This window comes from Clostridium sp. M62/1 (genome assembly GCF_020736365.1).
GTDB lineage: Bacteria > Bacillota > Clostridia > Lachnospirales > Lachnospiraceae > Otoolea > Otoolea saccharolyticum_A.
In genome coordinates this window covers 907,301-923,970 of the sequence record NZ_CP085988.1, presented here as the reverse complement: position 1 = coordinate 923,970, position 16,670 = coordinate 907,301, and the positions used below count along the sequence as shown (strand labels likewise).

Here is a 16,670-nt window from a genome sequence, read left to right as displayed (position 1 = left end):
GCCGGTTGTCCTATATTTAACCACTAAAAATTGGGTGAAATCGGCTCTCGTTTTGCCAAATTTGGTCAAACCATATCAGCCCGTTTAGATATAGCAAAAGCCCGGAAAACCTTGATTTTCCGGGCTTTTTGAACCATTTTGATATAGTCTGAGCAGTCGATTATCGCTTGCTGAACTGCGGAGCGCGACGAGCTGCTTTGAGACCGTATTTCTTTCTCTCTTTCATTCTCGGATCACGTGTTAAGTATCCTGCCTTCTTGAGAACTGGTCTGTACTCAGCGTCTGCCTGAAGAAGCGCTCTGGAAAGGCCGTGACGGATAGCGCCTGCCTGTCCTGTGAATCCGCCTCCGTGTACGTTTACAAGTACATCGAACTTGTCAACTGTCTCTGTAGCAACAAGCGGCTGACGAACTACAACCTTTAATGTCTCAAGGCCGAAATACTCGTCGATGTCTCTCTTGTTGATTGTGATCTTACCTGTACCTGGTACAATATATACTCTGGCGATAGATTTTTTTCTTCTGCCTGTTCCGTAGAATTTTGCGTTAGCCATTAGTGTTTCCTCCTTCCAGCACCTTTAATTAAAATTTGATCTCTAAAACTTCCGGCTTCTGAGCTGCCTGCTCATGCTCTGGACCTGCATATACGTGAAGTTTCTTAATCATGCTTCTTCCTAAAGGTCCCTTTGGAAGCATTCCCTTAACTGCTAACTCGATAACCTTCTCCGGCTTCTTAGCCATCATCTCTTTTAAGGTTGTCTCTCTCATTCCGCCTACATAGTCGGAGTGATTGTAGTAGATCTTCTGGTCAAGCTTCTTGCCTGTAACCTTGATCTTGTCAGCGTTTACTACGATTACGTAGTCGCCGCAGTCGATGTGTGGTGTGTAGATCGGCTTGTTCTTTCCTCTTAAAATCTTTGCTACCTCAGATGACAGACGACCTAATGTATAACCTGTAGCGTCAACTACATACCATTTTCTCTCAATTGTTGCTGGACTAGCCATAAAACTCTTCATTGGTTGACCTCCTGTTTACTCAGTTTTCGAGATTAACTTTATCAATAAAATATCTGTTCCGGGGCTTTGGTACAGACATTTCTCACTGATGTCACAGTTATACATTATATTACACGTTGCCAGACGTGTCAACCTCTTTTTCCCTTTAAAATCAAGGTTTTTTCCGGTTTTTATGGCAGTCCCGCCCCACCGCCTGCGTGCTTTCTGCAATTCTTCCGGCAGGGAGAGGCGCCTCTTTGATGGATTCTCCTGTATGGCTTCCTATGTAAACTTTATATAGATCATTTATATAGGAAGAAACTCCTTCTGCTCAGCGGCGCGGCCCTTTCCCGCGAGAGCCTTTCCGTGAGAGCCTCTACCTGAGCCCCGGAACCTCCGTCTCCAGCTCTACGATAAATTCTTCTCCGTCCACCACTACGCGGTATTTTTTCTTTGCCACATAGGGGTTTCCGGACGCTGCAGCTGACGCCACGGCCATGGCTACGGCCTCCCTCTCCTTTGCGCTGCCCTTCTCAGGCACAAAGTCGAGTTTTTCCCTCATTGCCTTTAATTCCTCTAACTCCTTTACGAGGGCATCCTGCGCTTCCTCCACGGTAACGGCCCGGAAGGTTACCTTGCAGCCTGGCTTCAGCTGAGCTGCCTTCGGAAGATCCACAGAAATCACCCCGGCAATCTTCGTGTAGCCGCCGGTTGTCTGGTGATCTGCCATCATCACGATGGGCTGTCCGTGGGACGGAACCTGAACGGCGCCGAAGCTGATGCCGTCTGTGATAATGTCTCCGCCGTTTTTGTGCTCAATGGTCTCGCCCTCAAACCGCAGTCCCATGCGGTCTGCCTCGTTGGTGAGGGTGTAGGTGCTGCTCAGAAAGGTCTGAATTCCCTTTTCTGTAAAGCAGTCGTCCTGAGGTCCCAGGATCACCCGCAGCTCGCAGGAGGTCCCTGAGAAGTCATCGGCAGAGAGAACGCGTCTGCTCATGTTCGGAAGAGTGGTCTTTGGAGCAGTGAACTCAATCTCATCCCCAGGTCCCAGCTTCCTTCCCTCGAAGCCGCCGAGGTTTGATTTCAGGTGGGTGGACTTGCTGCCCATCACCACCGGAATATCAAGCCCTCCGGCAAATGCCACATAGGCGCGGCTTCCGCTCTTAATTCCCATAAAGCTCATGGTATCGCCTTTTTTTGCAAGGACTGCCTGATACATGGGGATATCCTTTCCGTTGAGCTTCGCCCCCAGATCGCCTCCGGTCACTGCGATGATATTATCAGAGGTAAAGGTAAACATCGGCCCCATGAGTGTCACCTCCAGGACAGCCTCATTCTCATCATTTCCCACCAGAATATTGGCCTTTCTGAAGGACAGAGTGTCCATGACTCCCGCTGCCGGAACGCCGAATTCCTGGTATCCGGTGCGGCCCATGTCCTGGATCGTTGTGATAAATCCTCCGTTTGCAAATTTAATGCCCATGTCCTACACCTCCTTCGCGTATTTCACATACTGGTACGTGCTGTCTGCTACCTGTTTCTCGATCTCTCTGTACTCCTTCTCTGTGACAGAGCGGAATTTGATATACTGACCTGCAGAGAGAAGGATCGGCTCCTCCCTGTCGGCGTCGTAGAGCTTAAGAGGGGTACGCCCGATTAACTGCCAGCCTCCCGGCGAGGCCACCGGGTAAATTCCCGTCTGCTCTCCGGCAATTCCCACAGAGCCGCCCTCGATCTTTACCCTGGGGCTTGTGAGACGCGGCGTCGCAATCTCCTTGCTCATTCCGCCCAGGTAGGGGAAGCCGGCGATAAAGCCCAGCATGTAGATCAGGTATTCCTTCGAGGTGTGAATCTTTATCACCTCGTCCACCGTCTTGTGGTTGTGCTTTGCCACGTTCTCGATGTCAGGCCCCATCTCTCCTCCGTAGAGGACAGGGATCTCGATTACCTCAGGCGGTGGAATCACGATGCTTCCCAGGGAGCCCATAAGCCCCTCAAACTCCTTCGTCAGCTCCTGAAAGCGGATAACCTCCGGCCTGTAATTGACCAGCAGAGAGCGGTAGGTGGGAACGGTTTCCACGATTCCAGGAATATCGCTCTTTTCCACCGCAATCTTAAAGGCCCTGATCTGTCTGTTGATCTCAGGGCTTATCTCATTTCCAAACTCAACGCTCACAGAGCTGTCGCCTGCGGCGAGATATCTGATTTTTCCCATGGCCATTTCCTCCATTCTTCCAACATGCGCCGGAAACCCATTCCGGCCCCGGCGCATCAATTTCTGGTTCCTATCAATGATAATTCTGTGTACAGCGCACCTTCGCGGCTGACTCTTATCCGAAGATGGTGAGAATGCTCGGAAGCGATCTCACCGCTCCGATTCCCGTTAAGATTACAGCCACTATGCCGAGAACCAGGAGAATCGTCGGATGCTTATAGTGCTCTCCCACAATCTTCTTATTCCTGCTGGCTGCCAGAATCGTGATCAGCGTCAGCGGAAGAATCAGTCCGTTGACAGCGCCTGCCAGTACCAGAAGGGTTGCAGGCTGTCCGAGCAGCGTCATAACAACGGTTGATACGGCGATAAAGCCAATGACAAACCACTTCTCATTCTCCATAATAAACGGATGCAGCGTCTTTAAGAAGGAAACAGAGGTGTAGGCTGCTCCGATAATGGAGGTAGTGGCGGCAAAGAAGATAACAAGGCCGAAGATCTTATATCCGATCACGCCTGCTCCTGCCCGGAAGGCCTCTGCCGGCGGGCTGGCAATCCATCCCTCTGAGCCTACAATCTCAGGCATGGCTGTCACCACACCCAGAACTGCCAGGAACAAAAGGATTCTCATGGTTCCTGAAACGCCCACGCCCATTAATACAGACTGGCGAACCTTCGGAAGATCCTTCTCACCCTTGTATCCTGCATCGAGAAGCCTGTGGGCTCCTGAGAAAGCGATATAGCCGCCGCAGCTGCCGCCCAGAAGGGTGATTAGCGGAAGCACCAGATCTCCCGCCTGGTCAAAGCTGGCGATTCCTGCCACAGCCTCTCCCACCGGAGGCTTCGACTTGATTACCACGTAGAGAACCACAAGAATCATAATGCTTCCCAGATACTTTGTCAGCTTATCCATGCCTTCCTTCGCGTCCTTGGATAAGAAGATCAGGATTCCGATGGCTCCTGAAATGATGCAGCCTGCCGGAATCGGAAGGCCGAACATGACATTCAGTCCCGTGGCTCCGCCGCCGACGTTTCCGATGTTGAACACAAAGCCGCCCAGAGCCACTAAAAATGCGATGAAATATCCGAGTCCGGGGATCACCTTGTTTGCGATATCCTGCCCTCTCATGCCGGATACGCCGATAATCGACCAGATGTTTAACTGTGTCGTCACGTCCAGAAGGATCGTGCACACGATTACCATGGCGAATGTAGACATATACTGTCCTGTAAAGGTGGCCGTCTGCGTCAGGAAGCCAGGTCCGATGGCAGAAGTGGCCATCAGAAATGCTGCTCCTATGAGGGCAGTCATATTGCCCTTCTCTTTTTTGTCTCCCATATGTAGTTTCCTCCAAGATTTTGTTTTCGCCCCTCGCCGGGCACAGGTCTGCTATCTCATCAGATTGGAGATAACAACTCCCTCTTTCTCAAGGGTTTCTCTGATATTCTTCACGAATTCCAGAGCCTTCGGGTTATCCCCGTGCACGCAGATGGAGTCTGCCTTGATGTCGATGTCCTTTCCGCTGATGCTCTCGACCTTTCCTTCCTTTACCATGCGGACTACTCTCCTGATGGCCAGATCCTTATCCTTGATCACAGCTCCTGGGAGCTTTCTGGAGACCAGAGTTCCGTCATCATTGTAAGCCCGGTCTGCGAACACCTCGCTGGCTGCCCGGAGGCCTACTTCCTCAGCTGCCGTGATCATCCTGGAGCCTGCAAGTCCCATGAAAATAATGTCCTTGTCCACCTCGTAAACTGCCTCACACATGGCTCTGGCCAGCTTCTCGTCCACAGCGGCCATATTGTAGAGGGCTCCGTGAGGCTTCACGTGCTGAATCTTTACCCCATGGCCCTTGGCAAATGCCTGCAGCGCGCCTAACTGGTATTTCACATAGGCCTTGGCCTCCTCGGGAGTCACTGCCATGTTCCTGCGGCCGAATCCCATCAGGTCCGGAAATCCCGGATGGGCTCCCACTGCTGTGCCAAACTGCTTTGCCAGGGCAACAGTCTTTTCCATCACCATGGCATCTCCTGCATGCCATCCGCAGGCTACATTGGCAGATGAAACGTACTTTAAAATCTCCTCATCCATTCCGATCGTGTAGTTGCCGAAGCTCTCTCCCAGATCACTGTTCAAATCTACAAAATACATAGCACTACCTCCTGTTGTTCCTTCCTGTGAAAACGGGCAGTCAGCTCTGCCGGCTGCTATTTTCGTTTATATAGACAAAATTTTAACTGATTCACCTGTGCTTTTCAATCATATTTTCTTTTTTCTTAATTTTATTTTTAGAAATAGAAAAAAATCGTGCAGAAACGCACGATTGTTCTGTGCGTTTCTGCACGATGTGTATTTTCGCACCAGAGGGCTGCCTCTGTCACTGCAGCTCTTCCTTTCGCTCCAGCTTTCTCTTCATGGAAAACCGGGTAATACCAAGCAGCGCGGCAGCCTTTGTCTGGTTTCCGGTGCACAGCTTTAAAGCCTTCTCCATATACAGCCGCTCCAGCTCCTGCACCTCCTTTTCCAGATCCACCGGTCCCTTCTCCAGATCCTTTATGGGGAAGCTCTCCCCCTCCTTATCTGTCTCCTCCCTGCTTCTTCCCGCCAGCTCTACGTGTTTTTCCAATACCCGTCCGGGACTCAGAAGGAAGCATCTCTCAAAAATGTTTTTCAGTTCTCTCACATTGCCCTTCCAGTCGTAGAGCAGAAGTTCCCGCATAAATGAGGGCTCCACCTGGTCTATGCTTCTGGCAAACTGCTTATTGTAATAGTCCAGATAGTAATCGCAGAGGACCGGGATGTCCTCCCTCCTCTCCCTGAGTGGCGGAATCACAAGCTGCATGACATTCAGCCGGTAAAACAGATCCTGCCTGAACAGCCCCTGCTCCACCGCCTTTTCCAGATTTCTGTTTGTGGCTGCAATGATCCTCACATCCACCTGAATATCCTCCAGCCCTCCTACCCTCTTGATCTTCCTGTCGTCGAGGAAGGTCAGGAGCTTTGACTGCATGGAAAGGGGCATCTCCCCTACCTCGTCGAAAAAGACGGTCCCTCCGTCTGCCATCTCGATGAGCCCCTTTTTCGTCCTCATGGCCCCTGCAAAGGCCCCCCTCTCATAGCCGAACAGCTCATTTTCCAGAAGGTTTTCCGGGATAGCTCCGCAGTTGATCCGAACCATCAGGCCGGGACGTCTGCTCATATCGTGGATCAGGCGGGCGGCCACCTCCTTTCCTGTTCCGGTCTCCCCCCGGATCAGCACATTGACGGAGCTGTTTTCCCCCAGTATCTCGATATGCCTTCTGATCTGGCCCACGGCGTCGCTGATTCCCAGAAACTCCTGTGTCTCTCCCTTTAGATATTCCAGAGACTCTCTGCTTCTGGCCTGCTCCACGCTCCTCTTCACGGCCAGCTCGATGTCATCAATGTCAAAGGGCTTTAAAATATAGTCATAAGCCCCTCTCTTTACGGCCTCCACTGCCTGCTCCACCGAGCCGTAGGCTGTCATCAGAATCACCTGGACATTGGGATCCAAAGCCTTGAAGGTGGCTATCTCGTCTATGCCCTTGCTCTTTTCCAGCAGATTGTCAAGCAGCACAGCCTCCGGGTGGAACTTTTTTGCTTTCTCCACCCCCTCCTCCACAGTTTCGGCAGACCAGGTTTCATGGCCCCGATCCCTCAGCCCCTCCTCTAAGGTGTAGCGGATCAGAAATTCGTCGTCTACGATTAAAATTCTGCTCATATCATCCCTCCATGCTCAGAAAACATTCCTCCTGCAGTCTCATCAGCTCTCCTGCCCCGTATGTTTCTCCGGCTCTTCCAGACTTTTTGTCTCAAAGCAGAGCCGTACCCTGGTCCCGGCCCCCGGCGCGCTCTCAAGCTCCAGAATGCCCCTGTTCTGCTCTACCAGCTTCTTCACGATGGCAAGTCCCAGTCCGATCCCGTTGACGCTTTTCGTGTAAAACGGCTCCATAGCCCTCTCAAGTTCTTCCGGCGTCATCCCGCAGCCATTATCCGTAAGGGTGATCTCGGCCAGGCGGCCGGGCCGCTTTTCTCCGCTGCCCTGAGAGCTGCCCGCGGTCCGGGCCGTCAGGCGGATCACCCCCTCCTGTCCCTTTCCTATGGCCTTGACACTGTTTCCGATAAGGTTGTGGAGTATCTGGCGAAGCTCATTTCCATTGAGCCAGGCCTCAGGCTCCCCCTCCACTTCCGCGAAAAAGGAAATTCCCTGCTGCTTCAGCCCCTTCACGTAAAACAGCTCCAGCTCCCGCAGAATCGGCTCGAGGGCAGTCAGCTCCCTGACGCTGTCCTTTTTCACCGACAGGGTAAACAGATCGGTAATCAGGGCAGTCACCCGGTCAATCTCCCGTATCATACTCTCGCAGAGCATCCGGTCGCCCTCCTTTGCAGCCCTTCCCTGCAGCAGCTGAATGCCTGAGCGTATGCCGGCAATGGGATTTTTGATCTCGTGGGCCAGCGCTGCAGACATGCGGCTTGTATACTCCATCTTCGTATAGTTGTCCATATTTTTCAGGAGCAGCTCAAAGGTCGTCGCCAGCTGCCCGATCTCATCCCGGCGTCTGACCGCCTCGAAGCGGTAGCTTCTGTAGCCTCCCCTGTTTTCATTGATCTCCTGGCAGGTACGGCTCATATTCCGGATGGGCAGGGCGATATTGTAGGAAATAAAAATGCTGGCCTGTATGATAATAAGGAGAGCGGCGATGGCGCCGATGACCACATATCTCTGGCTCTCCACTATCTGCTCCAGAAATGCCTTCCTGTCCACCAGAAATTCCAGCTTCCAGCCAAGGGTATTTCCCCCTTCCTCTGCAAGCACCGCCAGTTCCCTCCCGGCCGGAATCCCGGGATCTGCAATCACCTGCCCTCTGCCGTCCGTTATCCTCAGATACTCATGGCATTCTTTCCGATACCGCTCCCGTATCTCCTCCTGTGAAGCCCTGGGCGCCAGGAAATCGATATTCTGGTTGGTGACAGTAAACATCTGCCTGGCCATGGATTCCAGGCTGTTTTTCTGAATGGTATAGCCATTGTAAAAGGAAATGGCGCCGAATCCGCAGATAACGATGATACCCACCGCCAGAAACGGAAGCAGAATCTCATTTTCCAGCTGAAACAGCCAGCTCTCAAATCTTCTCACCAGACGCTTCACCGCCATCTCCCTCCTTCCCCTCTTTCTTAGTGTCCCGGCCAGCTTTTCTCTCTCCCCAGAGTGAAACAAGCAGATACACTGCCGTGGAGCAGGCTGTGGCAGGAAAGGCCCAGTATACGGGAAGGGCCATCCGGTAGAACAGACCGCTGCAGACCGCCCCTGTGAAAAAGGCTGCCAGCGCTCCCTGCCTGCTGCCCCGTTTCCAGTACAGTCCTCCGTAAATCAGAGGCGTAAACATGGCTGAAAACAGTCCCCAGATATCGCTTCCGAAGGAGAGAATGTCTCCCGGCGGGTTGAGCGACAGGAGAAGGGCAGATGTCCCGCCGATGAAGATGAACAGCCTTGTGAGATTTAAGAGCCGTTCCTCTGAAAGTCTCCGCCCGGCCAGCTCGTTTGTCACGTCGTAGGACAGGGAAGAGCCGATCAGAAGGAGCTGGGAATTGGCCGTAGAGATGCAGGCCCCTATCACGCTCAGCAGGAAAAAGCCGCTGAACCTGGAAAACATCATGTTGTTGACTGCATAGACAAAAATATCATCCGTGGCGCACCGGTCTATCAGCTCAGGGTACAGAATGCGAAGTCCCAGCCCGATCTCTGTCAGAGCAAAGTAGACGGCGGCCAGAAAAAGAAGGGCCCACACAATCATCTGCCGCGCGCTTCTGTGATCCTTCGCCGCCACTATGCGGATCAGGTACTGAGGGTTCGCCGCCAGCCCCATTCCCCATCCAAAGAAGGTGGTAGCATACATAAAGCCAGAGTATCCCTCAAATATGCCTCCCCCTTCCGCCGCAAAGCCCCTGGCCGCTATCCGCTCTTTCACCAGGCTGTCCGTCAGAAACCACGCTCCCTCCACACGGCTCAGCACTGTAAAGTACACGATGGCAACGCTGATCGTGAGCATCACCAGGTTGCAGGCATCTGATTTGGTGACCGAGTTAAATCCTCCGAAGGTAGAGTACAGGATAAACAGATAGACGAGAAACACTGCCACCTTATAGTCAATGTTCAGAAGGCTGGCAGCCGCAATCCCGAACCCCTTGATCTGGATCACCAGATAAAGGATGTAGCCTCCCGCCGTCAGAAGGCCCGACATCACCTGCAGAAGCCTGGAATCAAACCGCTTTCCAAACAGCTCCGGTATCGTATAAATTTCATACTCCCTGAGTCTCCCCACAATGGAGTACAAAAGCAGGGCTCCGATAAACCACGGGATCACGGACACTGCCAGCACCCGCGTTCCGTTCTGGTACACATTTCCCGTATAACCCAGAATCGTGGCAGCCGAGATCCAGGTTCCCACGAAGGTAAAAAAGAGCGCTCTCGTCCCGTTCTTCCTTTCCCCGATGAAAAACTTCGAGATGGAATCGCTGTCCCTCAGAGAAGATTTTCCGATAAATAGAAGAAGAAAGGAGTAGAGCGTAAAATAGATCAGATATACCAGTGTCCGGCTCATTGCCAGGCATCCTCCCTTTCCAAACTTTTTCCGCACAGGCCCCGCAGGCGCCGCCCCCTCTTCAGAGGCCGCGCCCGTCGCCTCCGGCCGAAGCCTTACCCCTCGTACACCGCCGTCAGGAAGCCGTCTGCAGGTGTTTCGTCTCCCCCATCCGGCTCTGCCAGGCGGTAGTAGCCAAACTTATCCCCCGGATGAAGCCTTCCGGCTGCCCCGCAGGTTCTCTCCCCTGTCCCGGCGGCCTCCGGGCCTGCAGAGGCAGGGCCTGTAAGCCCGGTGTCTGTCACATACACCCGTTTGGCACCGTTTCTCACCGCCTGGTGAATCATGCGCCGCAGGACGCCGTCAAGCTCCCCTTCCTCGCACCGCTCAATGGTTAAGACAGAATAGCCCTCTGAGAGATGCCTCTGATCCAGGCAGTAGCTCCAATGTCTGTTTTCTCCCCTCACACAGTCTGCCGGCTCCTTCTCATACTCCATACTCACCAGCGTCAGCCCCTTAGCCGGGATCGTCGGCCCTGCCGCCGCCCTGTCCCTGGCCTCCAGAATCTCCTCCATATACTCCGGCGGCCATACGCCCATGCCGATCTTTACAAGGGTTCCCGTGATAATCCGTACCATATTGTAGAGGAAGCCGCTTCCGCTGATGCGGATCACAATCACGTCGTCTGCCCCCCTGTCAACCGTAAGGCTGTAGATCGTGCGCACCGTCTCTTCCGCCTGGGTTCTCACCGTGCAGAAGCTCTTAAAATCATGCTCTCCCACCAGAAAGGCGGCTGCCCTCCTCATTTTCTCCACATCCAGGTCAAAATAGCAGAAATGACAGTACAGCCGGTTTAAAGGCATATCGATTTTCCGGTTCAGGATCTTATACTCATACGTTTTCACACAGTTGGCCTTCCTGGGGTGAAACGTCAGAGGCACCTCCTCTGATTTCTGAACCCTCACATCCTCCGGCAGCCTCTGGTTCAGAGCAAAGCAGATTTTCTCCGGCGGGATCCGGCTCTCTGTGTCGAACACCGCAATATTCCCCATAGCGTGCACGCCGGAATCGGTGCGGCTGGCTCCCACCACCTGAATCTCCTCCTTCAAAAGCTCTGAGAGCGCCCTGTTTAAAACCTCCTCTATGGTGATTCCGTTTGGCTGCAGCTGCCAGCCGCAGTAATTGGTACCGTCATAGGCAACCGTCAGTCTGATCCGTTTCATCTGAACATTCCTTTCCTGTCTTGTATTCCTGTTGTTTCCATCACCAGACACATTTTAGCGGTTTATCTTCCCTGGCCGGAGAGACAAACCGCTAATCTGGGTTATAAGAATATTTTAAGAGCTGCCATAACTGCCAGATAAGCAAAGAACAGCACATAGGCAATTCTGTCCCTGCTTTCGTAGCGCAGAGGCTTCATCTTCGTTCTTCCGTCTCCTCCCCGGTAGCACCTGGCCTCCATGGCCATGGCCAGATCCGTGGCCCGGCGGAAGGCAGAGATAAAAAGCGGCACCAGAATCGGGATCATGCTCTTGGCTCTCTGAATCAGGTTTCCGCTCTCGAAGTCGGCTCCTCTGGCCATCTGGGCCTTCATAATCTTGTCCGTCTCCTCCACCAGAATGGGGATAAAGCGCAGCGCAATGGACATCATCATGGAGATCTCATGCACCGGAACCCGGAAGCGGTTTAAGAAATGAAGTCCCTTCTCCAGACCGTCTGTCAGCTGGTTCGGCGTTGTGGTGAGCGTCATCACCGACGAGCCGATCACCAGATAGATCAGGCGCAGTCCCATGAAAACGGCAAGCCTGACTCCCTCCCTCGTAATCTGCAGAAATCCCACCTTCACAATAGGGGTACCCTGCGTGAGAAACAGGTTGAAGCTGACGCTGATAATCAAAAGAAATACCACCGCCTTAAGCCCCTTAACCATGAATTTAAACGGAACCCTGGAACAGCGGATCACAGCTGCCAGCACAAGGGTGGCCAAAACATAGCCCCACACGCTGTCAGCCAGAAACAGCGAGATAATAAATACCATGGTTCCAAACAGCTTTGTTCTGGGATCCAGACGGTGGATACACGAATCCACCGGATAATACTGTCCCAGCGTTATATCTCTAATCATACTCTCTCCTGCCTGCCGAGGAATGAAAGCAGCGCATCCCTGGCCTCCTCTACTGTGGTAATTGTATCTGAAATCCCGACGCCCTCAGCCCGAAGCTCCTGCACAAGGTAGGTCACCTGAGGCGCCGCAAGCCCCATGGATTCCAGCTCCTTCCAGTGCCTGAACACCTCTTTGGGCGTCCCGTCAAACACCTTCCGGCCGTGATCCATCACCATCAGCCGATCCACGTACCTGGCCACATCCTCCATACTGTGGGAAACCAGAATAATGGTGAGTCCGTGCTGGCGGTTCAGCCGCTCGATCTGTTCGAGAATCTCATCTCTTCCCCTGGGATCCAGCCCTGCCGTGGGCTCGTCCAGGATCATCACCTCCGGCCGCATGGCCAGCACTCCTGCGATGGCCACCCGCCTCTTCTGTCCTCCGGAAAGCTCAAAGGGGGAGCGCTTATAGAACTTCTCGTCCAGTCCCACCAGCTTCAGGGCATGTCTGGCCCTCTTCTCCACCTCCTCAGCGGAGAGCCCCAGGTTTTTAGGCCCGAAGCAGACATCAGAGAACACATCCGCCTCAAAGAGCTGGTGCTCCGGATACTGGAAAACCAGCCCGACCTTGCTGCGCAGCTCCTTCATGCTGTATCCCTCGCTGTATATGCTCGTCCCGTGGAATAAAATATCCCCGGAGGTGGGCCTGATAAGCCCGTTCAGGTGCTGAATCAGCGTAGACTTTCCTGACCCGGTATGGCCGATCAGCCCGATAAACTCTCCGTCCCTGACCTCAAAGCTGACATCCTTTAAAGCCTGCTGCTCAAAGGCAGTTCCGGAGCTGTACTTGAAGTTTAAATCAATGGCTTTGATGGCAGTTTCACCCTGCCCCTCTTTCCCGCCGGCTTCTTTGGCCGTTTCAGAAGACCGGGGTTCCTCCGCTGCCGGCTTCTTAAGAAGCTCTCCGGGGCAGACAGAGAGAAAGGCATTTGTAAATTCCTTCCGATCCAGAATGCCCTCCGGCATATTTACCCCGGCATTCTTAAGCTCCCAGGCCAGCTCTGTCACCTGAGGAACGTCCAGGCGGTATTCCTTCAGCTGCTGCACCTGAGCAAACACCTCCCTTGGCGTCCCATCCATCACCACGCGCCCGTCATCCATCACAATCACCCGGTCTGCATGGATCACTTCCTCCATGTAGTGGGTGATGAGAACAACTGTGATTCCCTCCTTCTGGTTCAGCTCCCGCACTGTGCGGATCACGTCTGCCCGTCCATTGGGATCCAGCATGGCCGTGGGCTCGTCCAGAACGATACACTCCGGCTTCATGGCCATCACCCCGGCAATGGCCACCCTCTGCTTCTGTCCTCCCGACAGGCGGTTCGGTGACTTTTTCCGGTAAAGGGTCATTCCCACCGCCTTCAGGCTTTCATCTACCCGCTTCCAAATCTCCTCTGTGGGGACGCCGAGATTTTCCGGACCGAAGCCCACATCCTCCTCCACAATATTTCCGATAATCTGGTTGTCCGGGTTCTGAAACACCATGCCCGCCGTCTTTCTCACATCCCAGAGACGATCCTCATCTGCCGTGTTCATGCCGGCCACCCAGACTTCGCCCTCTGTGGGAAGCAAGATCCCGTTTATGTGCTTGGCAAAGGTGGATTTTCCTGAACCGTTATGGCCCAGAACCGCTACAAAGCTCCCCTTCTCAATCTCCACATCCAGATGATCGATGGCACGCTTTTTCTCCTCAATTTTATCTTCCTCATCCCGCCTGATATAGTCAAACACCAGGCCTGCTGCTTTAATTATATTCATCTCAATTCCTTCTAAAATCCAGACCCTGCCGTTCCTGCGACCTGGCAGAAAACGACAGTTTCCCACATCAGCTGTCTTGTTAAATTTTAGATTACTTTCAGGAAAGAGTCAAGCGGTTTACTCGCGATGCGGCGTATTGGAAGCCTCTCCCTTCCCGCCGCTTTCTCAGGCCTCCCTGAAAGCTGCCTCAAAGATGGATGCACAAAAGCAGAAAGCGGAGGGAGTGCAGATGGCTTTTCCCGCCTGCACGCTCTCCGCCTGCTTCTCATTATTCTGCCCCATCCGGCTCCGGCTTTCGGCATCTTCTGTGTCCGTCGGCCCAGAAGGCCTGTGAGCCTGTGAACTGCTTACAGACTACTCTGCCCGGCCATTTACGTCCAGGCGCCGGCCGTCCACTACCGTATCATAGAGCATTTTTCCGCTTGCATCAAAATAGTAGGCATTTCCCGGTCCCAGCTCGTACCAGCCGGTCGCCATGGCCCCTGTCGGATCCAGATAGTACCAGATTCCGTTTTCATTCAGCCAGCCTGTCTTCATCCTTCCCTGTTCGTCCAGATAATACCAGCGCCCTCCGACATTCTGCCAGCCGGTTGCCGCATTGGCATCCTGGTCAAAATAGTACCAGCTTCCGTCAATATATCTCCACCCTCCGGAGGCTCTCACACCGTTTTTGTCCGTGTACTGGTATCTCCCGTTCACCTGTTCCCAGCCCTCGCTCATCCTGCGCAGGGTGACAATCCTCTCCGACTCAAACGCGTCTCCGGCAGACAGGGCTTCCCCGCTGCCTGAAGCCAGCGCCTTGACAGTGTAGAAATAGACTCCCTCCTCCTGCATATAGGCAGTGAGATCCGCAGAGGTTCCCGTGAGAGTCAGCATATTCACATACTGGTTATCTGCAGCATTTTCCTCTCCGCTCTCCTGAGTTCCTGCGCGGTAGAGCCTGAGCTGATACGCCTTTGCATAGGGAACCGGTCTCCAGACAGCTGTTCCCTGGCTGGCACTGTCCCATCCGGCGCTCTCCGTCTGCCCCAGCTTCAGCACAGGCGTGTAGGACACCGTAACCTCCAGAACGCTTCCGTTTTCTCTCTCTTCTGCTGAAATATATTCTGCCCCGCTTACCTGCACAGACGGGCTGTTTCCATTTTCACCAAATGTCAGGCCTTCATCCGCTCTCAGGACAATTTTCCCGGTGCGTGCCTTTCCCGGCTCCCAGTCTGACACCCTGACATCCCATGACACGTTTTCCACCGAGCTTTCGCTTCCGGTAACCTGTACCTTTGGCTCTTTCACGGTCCCCGGCTCATACTCGTTTCTTATGCCAATCTTCACCTCGGCAATTTTGCCGTCTGCCAGGGCGGGAAATACCATCCCCGCTGCCAATGATATGACCGCGCCTGCCAGGACCATTCTCCTGTTTCTGCTTCCTGCCATCCTGCATCCCTTCCTATTGATCCTGCCCTGTCTGCTCTGAGCTGACTGCCTTTCCTGTTTTCTCCGGCCGCCTTGCCTGCTCTGAGCTGCCTGTTCTCTCTGTTTTTCTCCGGCTGCTTATCTTCTCCAGATTCCATTTCCATCTACATAGAAGGTGTCGATGGTCGTGTTCACCGCCAGCTCCCCGCTTCCGGGATAGAAATAATACCAGTCGTTTCCTATCTGCCTCCATCCCTCATACATGGCGCCGGAGTCGCCCAGATAATACCGCTTTCCATTCAAATCCAGCCACTGATTCCTGTACATGGCCCCCACAGTCCCGTCAGGCCCCGGATTCAGGTAGTACCAGCCGGAATTAGTCTGAATCCAGCCGGTGAGCATAACTCCCCTGTTTCCATCTGAGACAGGGTTCAGATAATACCAGTTGTTGTTCTTATACTGCCAGTCCGTCAGCATCCATCCGTCAGCGTCGAAAAGGAACCACTGATTGTTGAGAAGAAGCCAGTCATTCTTCTGATAGCTGCCGTCCGGGTAGCGGTACCACCAGCGGTCGCCCTGCTGGATCCATCCCACCTGGGCGGTTGTGTTGTTACCTGCGCTGTTCTGATTGTTGTAATCGATTTTTCCGGAGCCGTCTGACACTGATTCCTTTCCTATATAAATCTCATCTGAATCTGTCCAGTCGCTGCTCTTTGCATAATCCTTCTGGCTGTCATTCTTGGCCACAGAGCGCACTTTAAAGCTGTAGGTTCCAGCGCTGGTCATATAGGGATAAAAACTAATCTTGTTGCCCTGATACCCTTTCACCTTATATACCGTGCTTCCTCCCCGGTAGAGGGTAATATCATAGGCATCCACCCGATCCACGGAATCCCACTTTGCAAGCCCCAGAGTCGTATCGCTCCACTCGGCCTCCTCCGGAGCCTCAAAAGTTCCCTCCACCGGATCTGTCTTGATCGTAACCTTCAGCCGGTCGCTTCCGGAACGGCTGGCTGAGACAAATTCTCCTCCGCTCACCTTCACATTGCTGGACTTATACGTGCCCTTAAAGGTGTACTCATCCGGATCCTTGGCCTCCAGAATTACCTTAAACGTGTAGGTGCTTCCGATCTTAACCCCGCTGCTGCCGACGGAGCTGCTCCACTCAGGATCTTCCACAATCTCATACTTGGCGCCGTCTGAGACCATGACATTTGCCCCTTCTCCCTTGGAACCGTAGGATAAATCCGGCAGATCGTCCCCCGGCTCCAGCTCTATCTTAACATCAATATCCACCTTGGAGATCGTCTTGGAAGCCGCAAACACAGTAAGGCTTCCCCCTGCCGCAAGTAAGGCAGACATACAAATCAACGCCAGCGCCTTCGCATACCCCGCTCTGCTTTTCATACTACCATCCTCCTTTTTCCTGCTCTATCTTATGTCCTCCCCATCGATCGCCTGCTCTCTCTGCTCTCCTGCAGGGTGCCGGCGCCGGGAAATCCCTCAACGCTATTTTTCTATCTTTATTATAA

General features: G+C 53.4%; 14 protein-coding genes. All 14 read right to left on the bottom strand.

Annotated elements, in window-relative coordinates; translation table 11 throughout:
- Positions 1–160 precede the first annotated feature (160 nt).
- On the bottom strand, positions 161–553 hold the full coding sequence (gene rpsI, locus LK436_RS04840) for a 30S ribosomal protein S9 (protein ID WP_008396280.1): 393 nt from the start codon (positions 551–553) through the stop codon (positions 161–163).
- Positions 554–581: 28 nt separating this feature from the next.
- On the bottom strand, positions 582–1,016 hold the full coding sequence (gene rplM, locus LK436_RS04835) for a 50S ribosomal protein L13 (RefSeq protein WP_008396281.1): 435 nt from the start codon (positions 1,014–1,016) through the stop codon (positions 582–584).
- A 355-nt stretch (positions 1,017–1,371) separates the two neighbouring features.
- Positions 1,372–2,478, bottom strand: a complete 1,107-nt coding sequence (locus LK436_RS04830; protein WP_008396282.1) for a biotin-dependent carboxyltransferase family protein — start codon at positions 2,476–2,478, stop codon at positions 1,372–1,374.
- A gap of 3 nt (positions 2,479–2,481) precedes the next feature.
- Positions 2,482–3,210, bottom strand: coding sequence for a 5-oxoprolinase subunit PxpB (gene pxpB / locus LK436_RS04825; RefSeq protein ID WP_021966013.1), 729 nt, complete (start codon positions 3,208–3,210; stop codon positions 2,482–2,484).
- Between the two features lie 115 nt (positions 3,211–3,325).
- A complete protein-coding gene (locus tag LK436_RS04820; protein WP_008396284.1) occupies positions 3,326–4,546 on the bottom strand; it encodes an NRAMP family divalent metal transporter in 1,221 nt (406 codons plus the stop codon).
- Positions 4,547–4,597: 51 nt separating this feature from the next.
- Positions 4,598–5,359: a LamB/YcsF family protein gene (locus LK436_RS04815; protein WP_008396285.1), complete on the bottom strand. Its 762-nt coding sequence runs from the start codon at positions 5,357–5,359 to the stop codon at positions 4,598–4,600.
- Between the two features lie 226 nt (positions 5,360–5,585).
- Positions 5,586–6,947, bottom strand: coding sequence for a sigma-54-dependent transcriptional regulator (locus tag LK436_RS04810; protein WP_008396286.1), 1,362 nt, complete (start codon positions 6,945–6,947; stop codon positions 5,586–5,588).
- Between the two features lie 42 nt (positions 6,948–6,989).
- Complete coding sequence (locus LK436_RS04805; RefSeq protein ID WP_008396287.1) at positions 6,990–8,381, bottom strand: sensor histidine kinase; 1,392 nt, start codon at positions 8,379–8,381, stop codon at positions 6,990–6,992.
- Complete coding sequence (locus LK436_RS04800; protein ID WP_008396288.1) at positions 8,350–9,828, bottom strand: sodium:solute symporter family protein; 1,479 nt, start codon at positions 9,826–9,828, stop codon at positions 8,350–8,352. Before LK436_RS04800 ends, LK436_RS04805 begins: the two co-directional genes overlap by 32 nt.
- Positions 9,829–9,923: 95 nt before the next feature.
- The gene (truA, locus tag LK436_RS04795) at positions 9,924–11,030 is read right to left on the bottom strand and encodes a tRNA pseudouridine(38-40) synthase TruA (RefSeq protein ID WP_008396289.1); all 1,107 of its coding nucleotides are present in this window, start codon (positions 11,028–11,030) and stop codon (positions 9,924–9,926) included.
- Between the two features lie 101 nt (positions 11,031–11,131).
- Positions 11,132–11,932: an energy-coupling factor transporter transmembrane component T family protein gene (locus LK436_RS04790; protein ID WP_008396290.1), complete on the bottom strand. Its 801-nt coding sequence runs from the start codon at positions 11,930–11,932 to the stop codon at positions 11,132–11,134.
- Positions 11,929–13,728 (bottom strand): energy-coupling factor transporter ATPase, encoded by a 1,800-nt coding sequence (locus LK436_RS04785; protein WP_008396291.1) that lies wholly within the window; start codon positions 13,726–13,728, stop codon positions 11,929–11,931. Before LK436_RS04785 ends, LK436_RS04790 begins: the two co-directional genes overlap by 4 nt.
- Positions 13,729–14,082: 354 nt before the next feature.
- Positions 14,083–15,159: an N-acetylmuramoyl-L-alanine amidase family protein gene (locus LK436_RS04780; protein WP_044930702.1), complete on the bottom strand. Its 1,077-nt coding sequence runs from the start codon at positions 15,157–15,159 to the stop codon at positions 14,083–14,085.
- 117 nt (positions 15,160–15,276) lie between these two features.
- Positions 15,277–16,545: a cell wall-binding protein gene (locus LK436_RS04775; RefSeq protein ID WP_008396293.1), complete on the bottom strand. Its 1,269-nt coding sequence runs from the start codon at positions 16,543–16,545 to the stop codon at positions 15,277–15,279.
- Positions 16,546–16,670: the final 125 nt, after the last annotated feature.

Excerpts from the sequence above, each read along its gene's own strand:
- LK436_RS04815 (WP_008396285.1), bottom strand. The coding sequence starts at position 5,359 with ATGTATTTTGTAGATTTGAACAGTGATCTGGGAGAGAGCTTCGGCAAC.
- rpsI (WP_008396280.1), bottom strand. The coding sequence starts at position 553 with ATGGCTAACGCAAAATTCTACGGAACAGGCAGAAGAAAAAAATCTATC.
- LK436_RS04790 (WP_008396290.1), bottom strand. The coding sequence starts at position 11,932 with ATGATTAGAGATATAACGCTGGGACAGTATTATCCGGTGGATTCGTGT.
- rplM (WP_008396281.1), bottom strand. The coding sequence starts at position 1,016 with ATGAAGAGTTTTATGGCTAGTCCAGCAACAATTGAGAGAAAATGGTAT.
- LK436_RS04785 (WP_008396291.1), bottom strand. The coding sequence starts at position 13,728 with ATGAATATAATTAAAGCAGCAGGCCTGGTGTTTGACTATATCAGGCGG.
- LK436_RS04820 (WP_008396284.1), bottom strand. The coding sequence starts at position 4,546 with ATGGGAGACAAAAAAGAGAAGGGCAATATGACTGCCCTCATAGGAGCA.
- LK436_RS04830 (WP_008396282.1), bottom strand. The coding sequence starts at position 2,478 with ATGGGCATTAAATTTGCAAACGGAGGATTTATCACAACGATCCAGGAC.
- LK436_RS04805 (WP_008396287.1), bottom strand. The coding sequence starts at position 8,381 with ATGGCGGTGAAGCGTCTGGTGAGAAGATTTGAGAGCTGGCTGTTTCAG.
- LK436_RS04775 (WP_008396293.1), bottom strand. The coding sequence starts at position 16,545 with ATGAAAAGCAGAGCGGGGTATGCGAAGGCGCTGGCGTTGATTTGTATG.
- LK436_RS04780 (WP_044930702.1), bottom strand. The coding sequence starts at position 15,159 with ATGGCAGGAAGCAGAAACAGGAGAATGGTCCTGGCAGGCGCGGTCATA.
- pxpB (WP_021966013.1), bottom strand. The coding sequence starts at position 3,210 with ATGGGAAAAATCAGATATCTCGCCGCAGGCGACAGCTCTGTGAGCGTT.
- truA (WP_008396289.1), bottom strand. The coding sequence starts at position 11,030 with ATGAAACGGATCAGACTGACGGTTGCCTATGACGGTACCAATTACTGC.
- LK436_RS04800 (WP_008396288.1), bottom strand. The coding sequence starts at position 9,828 with ATGAGCCGGACACTGGTATATCTGATCTATTTTACGCTCTACTCCTTT.
- LK436_RS04810 (WP_008396286.1), bottom strand. The coding sequence starts at position 6,947 with ATGAGCAGAATTTTAATCGTAGACGACGAATTTCTGATCCGCTACACC.